This is a genomic window from Trueperaceae bacterium, assembly GCA_023954415.1.
GTDB lineage: Bacteria > Deinococcota > Deinococci > Deinococcales > Trueperaceae > JAAYYF01.
In genome coordinates this window covers 24,766-40,587 of record JAMLIB010000013.1, presented here as the reverse complement: position 1 = coordinate 40,587, position 15,822 = coordinate 24,766, and the positions used below count along the sequence as shown (strand labels likewise).

Sequence of the window (15,822 nt, the reverse complement as noted above, 5' to 3'; positions counted from 1 at the left end):
GATTACCCCTCCGTTATCACATGGAGTTCCACACCAGTTGGGAGTCCGTCCCTCTCGACCGAGACCTCATAATCAGCAAAGCTCCTCGCCACTTGAACGTCGGGTCGCCTGCTAGGCTTGATGCGCTCCAAGAGCTTGTGGGCAGGCGCCTCGCCGAGTTTCGACGAATGTGTGAACACGTAGAGCCCCCTGCAGGACGTAAGGCCTCTTGAAGCCGAGCGATCCAGGTCCCACATGCTCACGAGAGCCTGCCAGAGGAGTGCCAGGTCCTCATCGCTGAAACCCGTATCCTCTGCGAACGCAGGGATTATGAAGCCGTTGGCAACATATAGGCCGTACGGGATGAAGGCCTTGCGACCCATCGTTCCGTGAGTCGCTTGATCCTCACCAGTATCGCTTTTCGTCGACTTATCGCTAGCCTTGGTCAAGGCAACCCGCGTTATGGAGATGTCCAGGCCCAAGATGCTGTCGACAGATCGTCCCATGGTGAGCTGGACGGGGCCACGGACCTGACCCGCATTGACATCCGTGCTCATGACGGCACCGAAGGTCCGAACGTCGAAGAAGTTTTCGCACATCCACTTACGAACGCCGGGCGACTCGATCTTGGATTGAGGCTTGATGTTCAGATCGGTATAAGCACGCTTGTTCTGATCGTTGAGGATTGCTCCTTGCTGAACGTAGATTTTGTAGCGTCCTTCGTTGCCGCGCAAAGCGTCAACGTAGTTCCGCACTTTCCGCTTGAGCGCCACGTCCGTCACGAGGCCTCGACCCGTCTCGGGATCTATGCGCGGTAAGTTGCCGGCGTCCGGATCCCCGTTCGGGTTACCGTTCTCAACATCGAACAACAGGACAAAATCGTGCCGCACCGAAACGTCATCGACTCTAGCCATCATCTTCCTCCTCAAGTGCGTTCTCGGTTCCCTCGCCGAGCTTCGCGAGCTTGTGCGCCGCAATGTTGCGTCCGACCTCTGCCCTCTGGTGGTAATAGCCGAGCGCGAAAAGCGCTTGCTGTTCTAGCGTCAGCACTCGCGGCACGGAGCCTGCGTCGATACGACCCATAACTTCCTCGAGGGTAGCGGTCACTCGATTGTAGGCCCCCGGACGCTCCTTCCTTAGCCGAGCAAGATGCGGCTGAGCGCCCTGCATGATTCGTCCAAAGACGCTTAATGGCGCCGTACTCATGGAGCCATAGAAACGATCTGACAGAGTAGCGTTGACGCCTTTGCCCAAGGCAGACCGCTGAATCCCATCCAGCACGGCAAGAAGCCGACCGAGTTGGTAACCTACGTCCGGGTTCGATGCGTCAACCTGTTCTAGTTCTCCCATGGGAATCACTCCAAGACTTGTGAGCGTCATCTTCGTAAGGACGGCACGCGGGTACGTCACACGCCGCTCTGCACGGTTACGGCCCGCCAAACGTGCTAGGAAGTCATAGGGTAGCCTTGCTCCCGATAGGGCGAAAGCGACCAGGCTCTCGATCCCTTGGGGGGAGGCCTCCTTCTTGAAGTTCCGCACTAGGCTCGCGGCCAGCGAGTAGATGCCTTGCGGCTTGGGCGCCGAACCGTCCCACTGCACCAGCATCTGAGCAGCGAAGAAGTATGCCAGCCGGCCCATCAGTTCTTGAACCGTCGACTGCACGAAGCTTCGGATGACGACTCGTGAGCCGCTAGCCGAGAGGGCGACGGCGAAGAACTCTGAGTCCAGGACCAGCGAGTGGCCTTCCCCAGTCCAGATGCTCTTCAGCCTTGTGCGAATCTGTTCCGGTCGGCCGGAACGTGGAGAGGTGTCGTCGTCCAGCCCGAAGAGATCGACCGCAGGACCGCCGGCAAGGGCATCTGCCACGGGCGGCACATCCCCATGCCCCGTCCAGAACACATATACGACTGGACCGATAGAGTAGCGCGTGGAGTCGTCGCTCAGAAGGCGGTTCAGGCCGTTGGCGTACGTCTCGGCCTCGACGGCCAAGATCGGTGCTTGCGCCGAAGAGCCTAGGCCGTATGACAAGAACGCCGGCGCGTTCGCCGACACGAGGTTCATACCCGACACTTGACCACCCGGGATACCCTTGATCTTGACCGGCTCCGCAGACATCAGCTGCCCGACGTCGCCGGAGATCATCGACTCGGCCATGTCACCGTCGTCGGTGACCTCCCCTGAGCCGATGGTCTTGGACGCCCAGTAAGCCTGGACGTCTTCGTCCTCGAACGGCCTTCGCTCGCCGACCATGAAGCTGTAGTTCAAGGTCGGATCGAACGAATCCCCGAACGCCGGCGCGGATCGTGCATCCTTGAGGTACCGCAACACCGCGCCCACACTCGCGTTGCCTGTGGCCTCGAAACACTCTTGCACTGCTTCGATGAAAGCAGCATGGCGCTGCGCCACTTTCGGATCGTGCTCGTCAGTCTTCCTTCCGATGCCGAACACGTACTCCGCGTTGTCGGCAAGGAGCTTAGGCCTTATCGCCGACGACCGCATGATGTGAGGAACTATGTAGACACGCCCTCGGTCCTTCTTCGGGTCGCTGCCCGCAGTGGGCCGAAAACGGACGAACTCACCCTGCGCATCCAGCTCGACGAACCCTTTAACAGGTTGGCGCTGGTACCCTGAGGGAACAACGCCCAGTTGCACCTCAAAACTCTCGTCCTCGCGAACCTTTCTCTGCTCATACGCGATCAAGGCGGGCAGTAGCATCAGCTGCTCCCTGCGTAAAGTTCAGGTGGAACCGTCAGCACGCCGCCCCGAAGCGCTCCGTGAAAGTACCGAGGTACGGCGGTGCCGCTCACAACCCGACCAACCCCGTTCTCGTCGTGTGAAACGTACTTGAGGCGACCCTTCTTCGCAGGCCGAATCTCCAGATCGAACAGCATCCGGCCCAAGTCGAGGTTAAGTTCGATCGGCGCCTCCGTCCCGTGAGGGGGCTCGAAGAAAGCACTGCATTCTCGGGTGCCCAGGTACGGCTGGTTATGGCACTGCCCCTTCCGGACACGCCTATTGAACATCTCGACGTACTTGGCTACGGGGTCGGCGGCATGAGGCTTGAGGACGACATCCGCTTTGATGATGTAGGAGACATCCTTCAGGAACAGGGAGTGCCGCTGGGCCCGGTCCCCCTCGGCGTAAAACCCGCCGCCCGCAGCCTGCCACGCTCGCGCGCTTCTCACAGATGCCACCGAATTGACCTCGTTACGGAGCATGGAGAGCCGCTTGATGGGCCGGAGGACGGCTATCTCTCTAACCTGCCAAGAGAAGGCCGGCCGCCACAAGATGCCTTCCAACACGCCGCGAGCCGCACTAGGCGTCATGACGTCGTATGTCACACGCTCCACTTTGGATTCTGGCCGCGTGAACAGTGCGTAGGGACCCCAGACCTTGACCTCGACCAACTCTTTCTCCTTCATATCCCAGGCTCCTCTAACCGGAACTGAATTGAGGGCCAGCCAGATCAAGCCCGGCCCTCTTCTGCGCTCCCTTTCCGCGCGGTTCTTCGAACCTCCCTTCTGAGCCGGAGCTGGGCGCTCGACTCAAAGCGTGCCCGGCTTCACCGTAGCACAAATGAGTCGTTCGGTTGCTCTGTAGGACGCGACTTCGCGCCTCGATAGTGCTACGATTCACGTCCGGTGCCCTGGCGCCGTGGATTGAAACGGTTGACATGTCGGACATGCGCATCGGGCCACCCGGGGAAGCCTGGGTGGCCCAACATTCCCTACGCCACATACCTAGCGGCATCCTCCTCCTCTATTAGGCCTACACGGTCATCGTAAACGCCGGTCCATTCATAGAGTTCCAGCTCTACGTTGCCGGCTACAACGACTTGGCGCATCAGGCCGGCCAGCCTTGGCAAGCTACTTCTGTAGACACCCACCGAGTAGGCCTGCAACCGGCGCCAGACTTCGAGTTCCGGTTTGGTGTCGGCGGACGTGAGGATCTCCAGCAAGCGCTGAGGTTCACTCAGAGCCACGCGCTCGCCATTCACGAAGCGACAGGTGATCACGACCGGCACCGTGTCGGCATCGATGAACTTGAAGTCCCGAGCCACCGAAGCGAACTGTTGCTCCTCTCTAGCTCTTTGAAGGTCGAGGTTCGGCGTGTCTATGTCGTTGAAGACGCGCCTGAAGTACTGTTCGAACACGCTCGGATCGCTGAGATCGCAATCGACATCGAGCAACTCCTCTGCAGCAGCGACCTTCACCATGTAGTCGCCCTCTGGGGCGTACCGACCCTCTGGTTTGAACACCCAGACTCGGCCACGTACCGGACTACCATCGGCGTCCTTAAGGTTGCCCTCCCGGTTGCATCTCCCGGCCGCCTGCACCATCGAATCGAGCGGGCCTACCGCCCGGAAGACCGCAGGGAAGTCCACGTCGACGCCACATTCGATCAACTGAGTGGAAACGACACGGCACGGCCGGCGCCCCTGCAGCCGGTCCGCGATGAGGTCCAGCACTTCCTTCCTGTGTTCCGGGTACATGTAGGTCGAGAGGTGCAAGGCCTCGCTGTCGTCGGTCCGAAGCGACTCGTAGAGCTCGCGCGCATGCCGACGCAGGTTCACGATCGTGAGAACGCTGGACGTAGCTAGCATCTTCCGAGCTACTACCGACCATGGCGTGGGCTCGGCGACGGCGATCTCGTAATCGACTCGCTGTAGCGCCTCGAAGTAGCCCTTGACGTCAGGGATGAGGTCGCGCGCTTGAGCGATGCCTGAAGCGGAGAAGCCGTCGATGGCCTGGAACGTCGGTTGCGTAGCGGTGCAAAACACTACTGACACCCGGTATCTCGCCACCAACTCACTGAGCATGTCTAGGATCGGTCCCAAGAGCGTCGCCGGCAGCGTCTGGACCTCGTCCAAGACAATGACGGAGCCCGTGATGTTGTGGAGCTTGCGAAGCCGACCGGTCTTGTTGGCGAACAGACTCTCGAAGAGCTGGACCGTGGTGGTGACAACCAGCGGCGCATCCCAGGTCTCGGACAGCAGAGAAGTCCACGCCTGGGGTTCGGCGGTGTCGTCGGTCTTCGATTCGAGCGCCGAGTGATGTTCGAGGACGTTCTCCTCACCAGGCGCGTTCAAGCTGCCTCGAAAGACCTTCGCCGTCTGGTCGATGATGCTCGTGTACGGGATACCGTAGATGATTCGACGAAGCCCATGCTGCATAGCGTGTTTGAGCGCGAAGCTCAGCGACGCGAATGTCTTTCCACCCCCAGTCGGCATCGTCAGCCGGAAGAACCCTGGCTCCAAAGGAGCGGCAGCGACGACCCGTTCATACATCTCCCGCCTCAGACGCTTCACCAGGGTCTCATCGCTCATAAGCGACGCGATCTTGGCATCTAGGCGCTCGTCGAGGACGGCCAACGACTGGACCTGACGAGTCCGAACGGAGCGCGTCGCTGGATCAGCATGAGCCTCGGTATCGGTGCGGTCAGCGTCGACCAGACAGCTGAGCAGCATGCGTGTGAGTACGTCGAAGCTCTTTCCGGACAGATCGATGGCGACCTCGTCTAGCGGTTGAACAAGCTGCTGCAAGTCTGGGAAGTCCTCACGAGCGTGCTTCAGAGCCGCCTGTCGACTCTTCGCCGCACTGGCGATCTCCATGCGACCATGGAAGTCGGCCACATCCACCAGACCAGCATGGTGGCCCGCGATGACCCTAGCCAACGCGTACCTCAAACTTCCTTCGCGAGCAGGCGGGATCTTCGGATACACTGCCACGGCCCCCAAGCTCGAGTGATCCACACCCGACCGGCGTGGAAGGCCTTCCTCCCCCGTATGTGGATCGCGCCCAAGACGATCCCGCTGGAACTCGTCCTGGTACTTGCCTAGGTCGTGGAGGATCCCTTCCACGAAGAGCACGATGGCTATGCCTTGGACTTGAATGTACCTCCCGAAGTGCTTCGCCAGCTTTGCCACGGCCAGGAGGTGGTCCCTGAGAAGATGCGGGGGGATGCCCTTATCAGGATCCGGCGAATGGGCCCAGAACTGCGGCTTGCCTTCCCTCATCGGATTACTCCTCTCTTGCTGTTAGCGTCCTACGGATTCCCGCCTGCGGCGCAGACCCAACAGAACGATTCAAGCTACCTGCCAGCCGCGACAGGTAATGACGCGGAGTCGGCGAACAAACCCCACGCCGGCTCGCTTCATCGTGACGAAACTAGAAACGATTCTATGCGCAACCTCAGGAGATGGAAGAACCTAGCTCGGCACGCGAGCGAGGAAACACTTCATACCCTTACCAACGCCCCTCGGCACTCACATCATGCGCCCCGCCCCACAAAACGACACGGAAACGTTCATCCGCTACCCCACCGTTAGACCTGTATGCGCGAACGTAGGCAACGCGGCGTAGTACGTGGTAGCGATGCCGTAATACCCGCTCACCCTCCGGGACGGGTTGATCCTCCTCGCCTTCCTGAGCGTCTCCGTCCTACCACAACGCGGCTCTTGACCCACAAGTCAAGCAGCGCCGCGATCCACCCTCCCCCGCACCCCAACCAACCGCGGATACATATCCACGAGCCGCTGATATGTCTCCCGATAAAGCGCGTAATACTCGTCATAAGCAGCCCGCGCCGCACGCCGAGGCTCGAACGGTTCGGACAGACTGACGAACCTCCCGACCTCGGACCAGTCGTCGAAGAGGCCGACGGCCTTGCCGGCCACGAAGGCAGCTCCCAGGCTGGATCCTGGGTGGCCTATCACCCGCTGAACGGGCCTGCCGATGACATCGGCCGTGATCTGCAACCAGAGGTCGCTCGCGGCACCGCCATCGGACGCGAGGATCCTCGCCGGCGTCAGGGAGAGCTCCTGCAGCACGTCGACATGGTGCCGGAAGCCGTAAGCCACGCCTTCGAGCACGGCCCGGAACAGATGGTGCCGGCCGTGATTGAGCCCCAGTCCGACTATGGTGCCCCGCGCGAACGTGTCGTGCAGCGGCGTCTTCTCTCCCAGGAAGTACGGCAGCAGTACGAGCCCATCGCTACCAGGCGGGAGCGCGGCGGCCTGCTCGTCCAGGTACGCGTACAGCGAGAGTTCGGCTTGCCGGGCAGCCGCCTCGTCGGCGGAGCAGAAGTTGGCGGCGAACCATTTCACGAGGCTGCCGCTCGTCGCCATGCAGCCGTTCAGGTAGTAGAGACCTGGGACCACGTGGTGGTCGATGAAGAGCCGCGGATCGGTCTTGAGGCTCGCCAGGCTGTAGAGAACGTCGCCGGCGCCACCGTACTTCAGGAGGAGGTCCCCGGCGCCGGATGCGCCCGCCGCGAACGCCGAGGCGACGTGATCGGCTACGCCGGCTATCACGGGCGTGCCGACCGGCAGCCCCGTCTCGGCCGCCGCCGCTAGGCTGACCTCTCCGACGATCTCGTGTGAGGCCCGCACTCCTGGCAGGCGGGCCGCGTCGATGCCCCCGAGGGCAAGGAGTTCATCCGACCACGCGCCCGTCGTGATGTCGAGCAGCCCGGATTCCAGCGCCCAGTTGTGTTCCGCGAAGAGCTCGCCCGTGAGGCGGTAGGCGATGTAGTCGTACGAGCCGCAGAAGACCTCGGCGCGCTCGAAGACGTCGGGTTCGCGCTCGGCGAGCCACATGAGCTTCGGCGCCAAGACCTGTTGGTTGATGGATCCGCCCGTGCGCTCGAAGAACCGGTCCTGCCCGTACCGGCGTTCCAGTTCGGCGATCTGCACGGACGCACGCGCGTCGTTCTGCTGGATGCTCCTCCTAAGGGGCGTTCCGGACGCGCTCAATGGGATGAGCGTCGGAACCATGCCGCTGACGCCCAGGGCTCTCACGCGGTGATCGGCGCCCGCGCCGGCCATCAGCTCGGCGAGGATGGACTTCGTGTTAGCCCACCACTGCAGCGCGTCGCCTTCCGCCCACGTCGGCTCCGGAGAATAGAGCGTAGCCTCCCGGCTGGCTACCGCTATGAGCTCGCCGGTCGTAGAAGCCAGCACGCCCTTCGTGTTGGTGGTTCCGATGTCGATGCCGATGATCGCGTCTTTCATCGAGCTCCGTTCTTGAAAGACCTTGCGCCGCTCAGCGCCTGCTGAGGTAGGCAGCCACGACCACCAGTAGGATCGCCACCACGCGCAGGGGGGTCACGGGGACGGCCGCGTCGCGGAGTATGCCGAAGTGATCCAGGACGAGCCCCATGGTCAGCTGACCAAGGATGGTCAGTACCAGAGTAGCCGTCACTCCCAGCAGGGGCGTTATCCACGTGATGGTGAACACGAACGCGAGGCCGGCGAGGCCCCCGGTGAAGAGCACGGCCGGGATGGTGGCGAGGCGCGGCAACGCGCCCCAGGTGCGCGTCAATGTGGTGATGAGCAGGATGGCCCCGAAGCTCGTGACTATGGATATGAGTACAGCCTGCACAGTGCCCGTGAGGTGGCCGAGTCGCCCGTTGAGAGCAGCCTGAAGCCCGGAGAACGATCCACCGATGACGGCAAGGATGGCTACTAGCATGAGAGCTCCGTTCGCTTGGCGGTCATTCCCGCACCGCCCCCATCGTGAGACCGCTCACGTAGTAACGCTGGAGGGCGAAGCCCAACAGGATGACCGGCACGACGGCGAAGAGGCTCACGGCTGCCATCAGGTTCCAGCTCACCTCGTAAGCCCGGTACGACTCCAAGATGCCGAGCGGCAAGGTGCGGGTGTTGCGTCCGGTCAGGAGCATGGCGAAAAGGAAGTCGTTCCAGGAAGCGATGAAAGAGAAGAGGGCGATCGTGACGACCCCGGGTAGGGCCAGCGGCAGCGAGACCCTGGCGAAGGCGCCGAAGCGCGTGCAACCGTCGCAGCAGGCCGCCTCCTCCATGTCCCGAGGGACACCCGCGTAGTAGCCGCGCATGAACCAGGCGACGAAGCTCACGTTCAGCACCGCGTCGAGCAAGATCAAGCTCCAATAGGTACCTAGCAGGTGGAAGTCACGCATGAGTAGATAGAAGGGGATGAGCATGGCAACCGGCGGAACCATGCGGATCACGAGCAGCGCGAACGCGAGCGCGTTGGACGTCCGCCCGGAGTGGCGGGCAAGTCCGTAACCGGCCGGAACGCCGAGCACGACAGCCAGGATCGTGGAGCCTACCGCTACGACGACGCTATTGCGCAAGTACTGCAGCACGGGCATCTGGCGGAAGATCGTGAGGAAGTTGTCGAGCACCGGTTGAAAGAACCAGGTAGGCGGCACGGAGAACGACAGCAGGCGCGGCTTGAACGCCGTCCCGATGAGCCAGATGAGCGGTAGGAGGAAGAAGGCGACCGTCAGGAACAGCAGCAAGTACGACACGGTGTTGCCGAACCAGCGCCTTTTCGCCGTAGTCGTCACGATGCGCTCCCCGGAGTGCGCAGGACGCGCAGGTATAGGGCGCTGAGGACCACGATGATTATCAGGAGCAGGTTGGACATCGCGGCGGCGTAGCCGATGTCGAAGTACGTCAACCCCACCTTGAAGATGTAGTAGTTGACGACCTCGGTCGCCCGGCCCGGACCGCCCCCGGTTATGGCGAAGACCGAGTCGAAGAGCTTGAGGGCGTCCATCGTCCTGATGACGAGCGCCACGAGGATGGTCGGCCTCAGGAGAGGGAGGGAGACGTGAAGGAAACGTTGCCAGTTCGAAGCGCCATCGATCTGCGCGGCATCGTGAAGCTCGAGAGGCTGACTTCGCAGGCCCGTGAACAGGAGCAGCGCCATCAGCGGCGTCCATTGCCAGACATCGATGACGACCAGCGAGGCGAGAGCGAGTGACGGCTCGCCGACCGGCCCGCGGCCAAGCTGGAAGCCGAGTTGCTTCAGGTAATAAGAGACCGGCCCGAAGTCGGCGTTATATAGGGCGCCCCATACGAGCGCGACCACAAGGGGCGTTAGGGTAAGCGGCGCTATCAGGATGGACCTGACGAGCGCCATGCCGGGGAGTTCCCGGTTCAACAGCACGGCGAGTGCCAACCCGAAGAGGAGTTCGACACCGACGGCGCCAACCACGAAGGCAAGCGAGTTGCGTACCGCAACGACGAAGGACGGGTCGGCCAGGGCAGAGAGGTAGTTGCCGAAGCCGACGAAGGTTTGCGACTTCGTCGGGTCCGTCAGCTTGTACTTGAAGAACGAGATATAAACCGAATAAGCGACCGGGTAGATGGCGAAGACGCCGACGAGTAGCAGGGCGGGTGCGACCCAGAAAGCGAGGCCCGCGCGGCGGCCGAGCCGGAAGCGCCGCCTGCGCTCCGGTGCGCCGCCCCTAGGGGAAACCAGGTCTGTGGTGCTTCTCGAGATCACGCTTTGATCGCCTCGTTCCCTCTAGTGCGCTTTGCGACCGGCCAGCGCCGGCCGCAAAGCGCTATGAACTGCGTCTACGAGGGGGTTGTCGTCACTGGAACAGGGGGGCTACGGTCGCTTGGGCCGCGTCGAGCGCAGCTTGCGCGCTCTCCTGACCCGTGACCACGAGGTTGACGGCGAGGCCGACGGCGTCCTCGATCTGGCTGTATTGCGTGATGCGCGGCCGGAAGTCACCGTCACCGTGCTCGACGACCTCGAGGATCGTGCTCAGGAACGGGTACTTGGCAACCAGGTCGGGGTCCGTGAGCGTGCTGTGCCGGATGGGCTTACCACCGAGTTCCACGTACTGCTTCTGGACCTCTGGGCTGGAGAGCCACTTGATGAACTCCCAGGCAGCGCCCTGGCTCGGCGAATCCGCGTTTATGCCGACGCCCCAGCCACCGAACGGGTAGACAGGGTCCAGGCCTTCTCTGACAGGGGTGGTCGTGATGGCGGCGCTACCGGAGACGGGCACGGCGCCTTCCCTGAGGTAGTCGAGCCCGGCGGACCAGTCGACCATCATCATCGAGCTGCCCTCACTGAACGAGGTGACGCGTTCGCCCCAGGCGTACGAGACGGCGCCGTCGGGCGCGTACTTGAAGAGGTCGGCGTAGAGCTCGAGCGTCTCGACGTTGATGGGGCTGTTGAGGGCGGGCTTGCCATCCGGGCCGAGGATGCTCCCACCGTTCATCAGCATGTAGAACATCCAGTCCTGCGCAGCGGGCGTGCCGCGCTGACCGTTCATGACGATGCCGGCCTTGCCGTCCTTGGTGAGGGCTTGCGCCGCCGCGGCGAGTTCGGCCACCGTCTTGGGAACCGCGATGCCGGCGGCGTCGAAGGCGGCCTTGTTGTAAGCGAGCACTCCGGCGTAGCCGACGAGCGGGAAGGCGATCTGCTGCTCGCCGCAGCTGCCGGTCGTCCACATGACGGTCGGGATGTCATCGAGGTCGAGCTCGGCCGCGTCTTGCTTGATGAGCGACGCCAGGTCGGTCAGGTAGCCGTTCTCCGCGAACTGGCAGCTCCACACGATGTCCGTCGAGTAGAGGTCCGCTTGGGCCGTATGACCGATGAAGTCCGCGATGGCGCGCTGGTAGAGCTCACCGTACCCGAGGACGGTGACGCGAAGGTTGATGCCCGTCTCCTCTTGGAAGACCGGCGCCAGCGCCTCGAGCGCCGCCGAGAACTGATCGGAGACGACGATGAAGTTGAGGTTCGTGCCTGCGTACTGGCTCTTCTGCGCGGGGGCTACGCTCAGGACCATGGCGCATAGCGCCAAGACCATGTAGGTTGCGGCTCGCCTGATTCCATTCATGCTGTGATCCTCCTAAGGTCTAGCTTGAATGCGGCTCGGTTAAGCGTGGACGACAGAATAGGCTGACTCACCTCCGCTCTTAAGGTGCGCCGGTTCGACGCTTGAAGGCTGCGGTTCACGAGATCCAGGCACCCCCGTTGACTTCGACGACCTCACCTGTCATGAAGTCGGAATCCGGCCCGGCTAGGAACGCCACGATCTTGGCCACGTCCTCGGGGGTCTGGATGCGCCCCAGGGGCGTCAGGCGCAGGTAATCAGCCACGACCTCGTCGGCGCTGATGCCCCTGAGCTTCGCTTCCCAGACGATCTCCCTCTCCTGCATGGAGGTCTTCACGAACCCTGGGTTGACGGCGTTGACGGTCACCTTGTGCTCAGCCAGTTCCTTCGCGGCGGCCTGTGCCAAGCCGACTACGGCGAACTTCGATGCCGAATAGGGAACGAGCAAGGGAGCGGCCTGGCGAGAGGCCATGGAAGCGGTGGTCACGATCTTTCCGCGCACCTCGCTGCCGGCTATCGGGCCCTGCGCGATCATGCGTTTGGCGAAGGTCTGTACGGTAAGGAAGGTGCCGCGGGCGTTGACTGAGAAGTTGAAGTCCCACTCCTCCTCCGTGACGTCCAGGAAGTGGTTCATGGTGGACACGCCCGCGTTCGCGACGAGCACGTCGAGCCTGCCCGCGGCCGCGAAGACCTCGTCGGCGGCCGCAGCCAGGCTGGCGGCCCGGGTGACATCGACCTCGAGGCCGTGAGCCTTGCCGCCCGCGGCCGCTGCCTCCGCCGCGGCAGTGCGCGCGGCATCGGCGTTGAGGTCGGCAAGCCAAACCTCGGCGCCGCGTGCCGCGAGCATGAGCGAGATGGCCTTGCCTATGCCGGAGCCCGCTCCGGTGACGAGGATCCTCCTGCCTTCTAGCTGGTTCACATCTACCTTCCTAAGCGAAGAGCTGAATGCGGTGCCGCAGATGCTGGAACACTCCGAAGCCGCCCGGGTTCCATACGAAATGGCTGCAGGTCCATCGCCCCCATGCCATCGGCCCTAGGACCTGATGAACGAATAAGAGCATTCACGAGCGTTTGTGCAAGGTTACTCAGGCCCGCACCAGGCGTCAAGGCTCCGCTCGGCGGCTCCGCATGCAGCCGCCGGCGTCTTGGAGACGAGCGATCATGAAGGTTTACCCCCGCTCGTCGTCCGGCGCGCCCAGGCGCGGCTGCCGTCATCTCGTCTCGCCTCCCGGCGGCGGTGCCTCTTCCGTCATTGCGGCCAGGACCGCCGCAACGGCGCCGGCGATCTCGTCGAGCATCCGCCCGCCTTGCGCCGCGTCCGCAACCGTTGCGTCGCCGAGAACGCCGCTCCTGCTGACGTCCGAGGTCAACCACGCCTTGCGCGCCGGTCCCGCGAGACCGACGCTGCCGGGCCTCGGCGGAGGGAACTCGGCCACGGCCCGCTCCATGTGGACGAGCCCGGGCTCCAAAGCGAGCATGAGCGACGTCTCCACCTGACCGGCGTGGTAGCCGAGGTCGCGCTCGCGTTCCGAGAGCCCGGTGACGGCGCTGAACTGGATGCCGGGGTCGACTACGAAGCAGTGAAGGCCCGTACCGGCGCGTACGTCGCGCGCCACGACGTCGAGCGTCGGAGTGTTGCCGCCGTGGCCGCTGAAGAACGCAAGGCGGGTGAAGCCCGCTTCCGCCACCCCGCGTGCCACGTCGTGCAGAACGCCTGCGAGCGTCTCGTGCGACAACGTCAACGTTCCGGCGAAGCCGGCATGCTCGTTGCTCTTGCCGTAAGGGAGCACCGGGAGACGCCAGACGCGGGCCTCCCGGGGCAGGAGCGCCAAAGCCGCGTCCAGGAGCCGATCGGCCAGGATGGTGTCCGTCGCGAGCGGGAGGTGCGGCCCGTGCTGCTCCGTGGAGCCTAGGGGCAGGACGACCAGGCCACCCGCCTTCTCCAGGGCCGCGACCTCGGTGTAAGTGAGTTCGGCCAGGTTCCGCCTAGGCGGCATACGCGCCGGCGACCAGCACCGGGTCGGGCCTGGTGTGGCCAATGACCGCCCGCATCACCGCGCCCCGATGAGCTGCAGCGCGCTGGTGCGGTTCGTCTCGCACACGACATGACCTTTGGAGATCACGTAGTTCCTGTCCGACTGCATCTGCAGGACCTGGTGGGCGTTGTGGCCTGCGAAGACGAGCATGTTCGCCGGGTTGCCTACCGCGATGCCGTAGCGGTCGAGTCTCAGGGTGCGTGCGCCGTTGAACGTGCCGATGTCGAAGGCGGTCTCGAAGCCGCGCGGCGTCGCCAGATGCGCCATGTGGACGGTGAAGTTCATGACGTCGAGCATGTCGGCGCGGCCCAGGGGGTAGTAGAAGTTGTCCAGATCGTCCTGGCCGAAGCTAACGTTCACACCCGCCGCCAGTAGCTCCGGGACGCGCGTGTAGGTGCCGAGCGAGTTGACGTTCGCGTTGGCGACCATGTTGACCCCGGCCTGCTTGAGCATGTTGATGACCCGCACGGCATGTGCGTCCGGATAGTGCCGGAGCGCGCCGTTGTGGCTCGAGGACACGCGGCCGTTGAAGCCGGTGGCGATCGTCTTGGCCGCCACCATCTCCAGCGTGCGCGACATGGGGTCTGGGGCATCGTCGCAGAGGAAGTGGACGTCCTTGTCGAAGCGCTTGGCGAGTTCGAAGCAGAAGTCGATGTGCGCGCTCGCCGCGGCGTCCGTCCACTCGACCCATGGGAGCCCGCCCACCACGTCGGCGCCGGAAACCAGGGCGCGCTCCATGAGTTCGAAGCTCTCCTCGTTCGTCCTTAGGCCCTCCTGCGGGAACGCGCAGATCTGGAGGTCCATGGTGGCGCCGTAGCGTTCGCGGGCCTTCACGGCCCCTTCCAGTGCCGTGAGGCCGGCGAAGGAGTCGACGTCGACGAACATGCGCATGGCCAGGGTGCCGTAACTTATGGCCAGGTCGAGGGCGCGCCCTATACGCTGAGCCACGTCATCCACCGTGTACGTGCGCTTGAACGCCCACGTCTCCTCGATAGGCACGACGTTCTCGTGGCTCATCTCGTAGTCGAGCATGCCGGAGCGCGGTTCGCCCTCGAAGCTCGCGGCGGCCTTGGCTTCGCGCTCCTTCAGGGGGTAGTCGTAGCGCCCCGTGACCTCACCGAAGAACGACTTGTCGATGTGGAAGTGGCAGTCCACCAGCGGCTCCGTGACGAGGCGGCCGGCTGCGTCGATCTCGCGCCTCCCGGCGCCGGTTATCCGCGGCTCGATGGCCGTGATGACACCGTCCGCGACGCCGATGTCCACGAGGCCGGCACGCTGCCTAAGTTGAGCGTTGCGAACAATCAGGTCGTCAGGCACGCTGGGCTCCCTTGCTGGTGACCGGGCCGCGGACCTCGTTCACTCGGTCCATGAACGCGCGTACCCTGGAGACATCGACTGGGTTCTCGAACACTCCGCCGGACTTGAAGGCGGTGCCGACCACTGCTCCGTCCGCAACCGACAGCTGCTCGGCGACGGTCTCCAGTCGCACGCCCGTGTTCGCGAACACGGGCGTGGCGGGCGCCACTTCCTTCACGACCCGTAGAGCGGCCGTCGAAGTGGCGGAGCCGGCGGTCAGCCCGGAGACGCAGAGCGCGTCCGGATGGCAGTTGAAGACGGTCGTGCGGACGATCTGCGCGAAGTCGCGCTCGGCCAGGTACTGGGCCGCCTCGGGGACGATGTTGAAGAGCAAGCGCACGTGGGCGCCGCCGATAGCGTGCTGGTGCCTGACGAACTCCCCGACGTTCGTGTTCCAGAGCCCGAAGTCGCTGGCGTAGACGCCCGAGAAGATCTCCCTCACGAACGAGGCCCCCGTGGCGACCGCCAAATCGAGCGAGGCTCTCGCGTCCCACAGTACGTTGACGCCGAATGGCACGCGCACTCCGTGCAGGAGCTCGCCCACCACGCGCGCCATGGACGCGGTGGTGACGGGGTGAACCTTGGTGAGGTAAGGGAGGCTGAACTCGTTGGAGAACAGGACGGCGTCCACGCCCCCCTCCTGCAAGGCGGCAAGATCCCTCTCGGCCCTCGCCATGACGCCTCGCATGCCCTTCTCGGCATCGAAGCCGGGGTCGCCTGGCAAGGCCGGCAAGTGACACATGCCGATAATCGGTCTTCCGACCCCGAACAAGGGCTCGAGCCAACTCATCCGACTCCTCCTTCGCGCGCCGCTGGGCTCGCTGGTCTT

At 63.6% G+C, this 15,822-nt stretch carries 13 protein-coding genes; all 13 read right to left on the bottom strand.

Features of this window, described 5'->3' with window-relative positions:
* Nucleotides 1-2: 2 nt before the first annotated feature.
* Nucleotides 3-893 (bottom strand): type I-C CRISPR-associated protein Cas7/Csd2, encoded by an 891-nt coding sequence (gene cas7c / locus M9914_13495; protein MCO5175190.1) that lies wholly within the window; start codon nucleotides 891-893, stop codon nucleotides 3-5.
* Complete coding sequence (gene cas8c / locus M9914_13490; protein MCO5175189.1) at nucleotides 886-2,694, bottom strand: type I-C CRISPR-associated protein Cas8c/Csd1; 1,809 nt, start codon at nucleotides 2,692-2,694, stop codon at nucleotides 886-888. Before cas8c ends, cas7c begins: the two co-directional genes overlap by 8 nt.
* Nucleotides 2,694-3,401, bottom strand: coding sequence for a type I-C CRISPR-associated protein Cas5c (cas5c, locus tag M9914_13485; GenBank protein ID MCO5175188.1), 708 nt, complete (start codon nucleotides 3,399-3,401; stop codon nucleotides 2,694-2,696). The genes cas8c and cas5c overlap by 1 nt, the downstream gene beginning before the upstream one ends.
* A gap of 305 nt (nucleotides 3,402-3,706) precedes the next feature.
* Nucleotides 3,707-5,995 (bottom strand): CRISPR-associated helicase Cas3', encoded by a 2,289-nt coding sequence (cas3, locus tag M9914_13480; GenBank protein ID MCO5175187.1) that lies wholly within the window; start codon nucleotides 5,993-5,995, stop codon nucleotides 3,707-3,709.
* A 453-nt stretch (nucleotides 5,996-6,448) separates the two neighbouring features.
* Complete coding sequence (locus M9914_13475) at nucleotides 6,449-7,990, bottom strand: FGGY-family carbohydrate kinase (protein ID MCO5175186.1); 1,542 nt, start codon at nucleotides 7,988-7,990, stop codon at nucleotides 6,449-6,451.
* Nucleotides 7,991-8,021: 31 nt separating this feature from the next.
* Nucleotides 8,022-8,450: a DMT family transporter gene (locus M9914_13470; GenBank protein MCO5175185.1), complete on the bottom strand. Its 429-nt coding sequence runs from the start codon at nucleotides 8,448-8,450 to the stop codon at nucleotides 8,022-8,024.
* A 22-nt stretch (nucleotides 8,451-8,472) separates the two neighbouring features.
* Entirely contained in the window at nucleotides 8,473-9,309 is an 837-nt protein-coding gene (locus M9914_13465; GenBank protein MCO5175184.1) for a carbohydrate ABC transporter permease, read from the bottom strand.
* A complete protein-coding gene (locus M9914_13460) occupies nucleotides 9,306-10,253 on the bottom strand; it encodes a sugar ABC transporter permease (GenBank protein ID MCO5175183.1) in 948 nt (315 codons plus the stop codon). The genes M9914_13465 and M9914_13460 overlap by 4 nt, the downstream gene beginning before the upstream one ends.
* 91 nt (nucleotides 10,254-10,344) lie before the next feature.
* The gene (locus tag M9914_13455; protein ID MCO5175182.1) at nucleotides 10,345-11,604 is read right to left on the bottom strand and encodes an extracellular solute-binding protein; all 1,260 of its coding nucleotides are present in this window, start codon (nucleotides 11,602-11,604) and stop codon (nucleotides 10,345-10,347) included.
* 115 nt (nucleotides 11,605-11,719) lie between these two features.
* The gene (locus M9914_13450; GenBank protein MCO5175181.1) at nucleotides 11,720-12,520 is read right to left on the bottom strand and encodes an SDR family oxidoreductase; all 801 of its coding nucleotides are present in this window, start codon (nucleotides 12,518-12,520) and stop codon (nucleotides 11,720-11,722) included.
* A 292-nt stretch (nucleotides 12,521-12,812) separates the two neighbouring features.
* Entirely contained in the window at nucleotides 12,813-13,598 is a 786-nt protein-coding gene (locus M9914_13445; GenBank protein MCO5175180.1) for a creatininase family protein, read from the bottom strand.
* 54 nt (nucleotides 13,599-13,652) lie between these two features.
* Complete coding sequence (locus M9914_13440) at nucleotides 13,653-14,954, bottom strand: amidohydrolase family protein (protein ID MCO5175179.1); 1,302 nt, start codon at nucleotides 14,952-14,954, stop codon at nucleotides 13,653-13,655.
* Nucleotides 14,947-15,783 (bottom strand): BtpA/SgcQ family protein, encoded by an 837-nt coding sequence (locus M9914_13435; protein MCO5175178.1) that lies wholly within the window; start codon nucleotides 15,781-15,783, stop codon nucleotides 14,947-14,949. The genes M9914_13440 and M9914_13435 overlap by 8 nt, the downstream gene beginning before the upstream one ends.
* Nucleotides 15,784-15,822 lie beyond the last annotated feature (39 nt).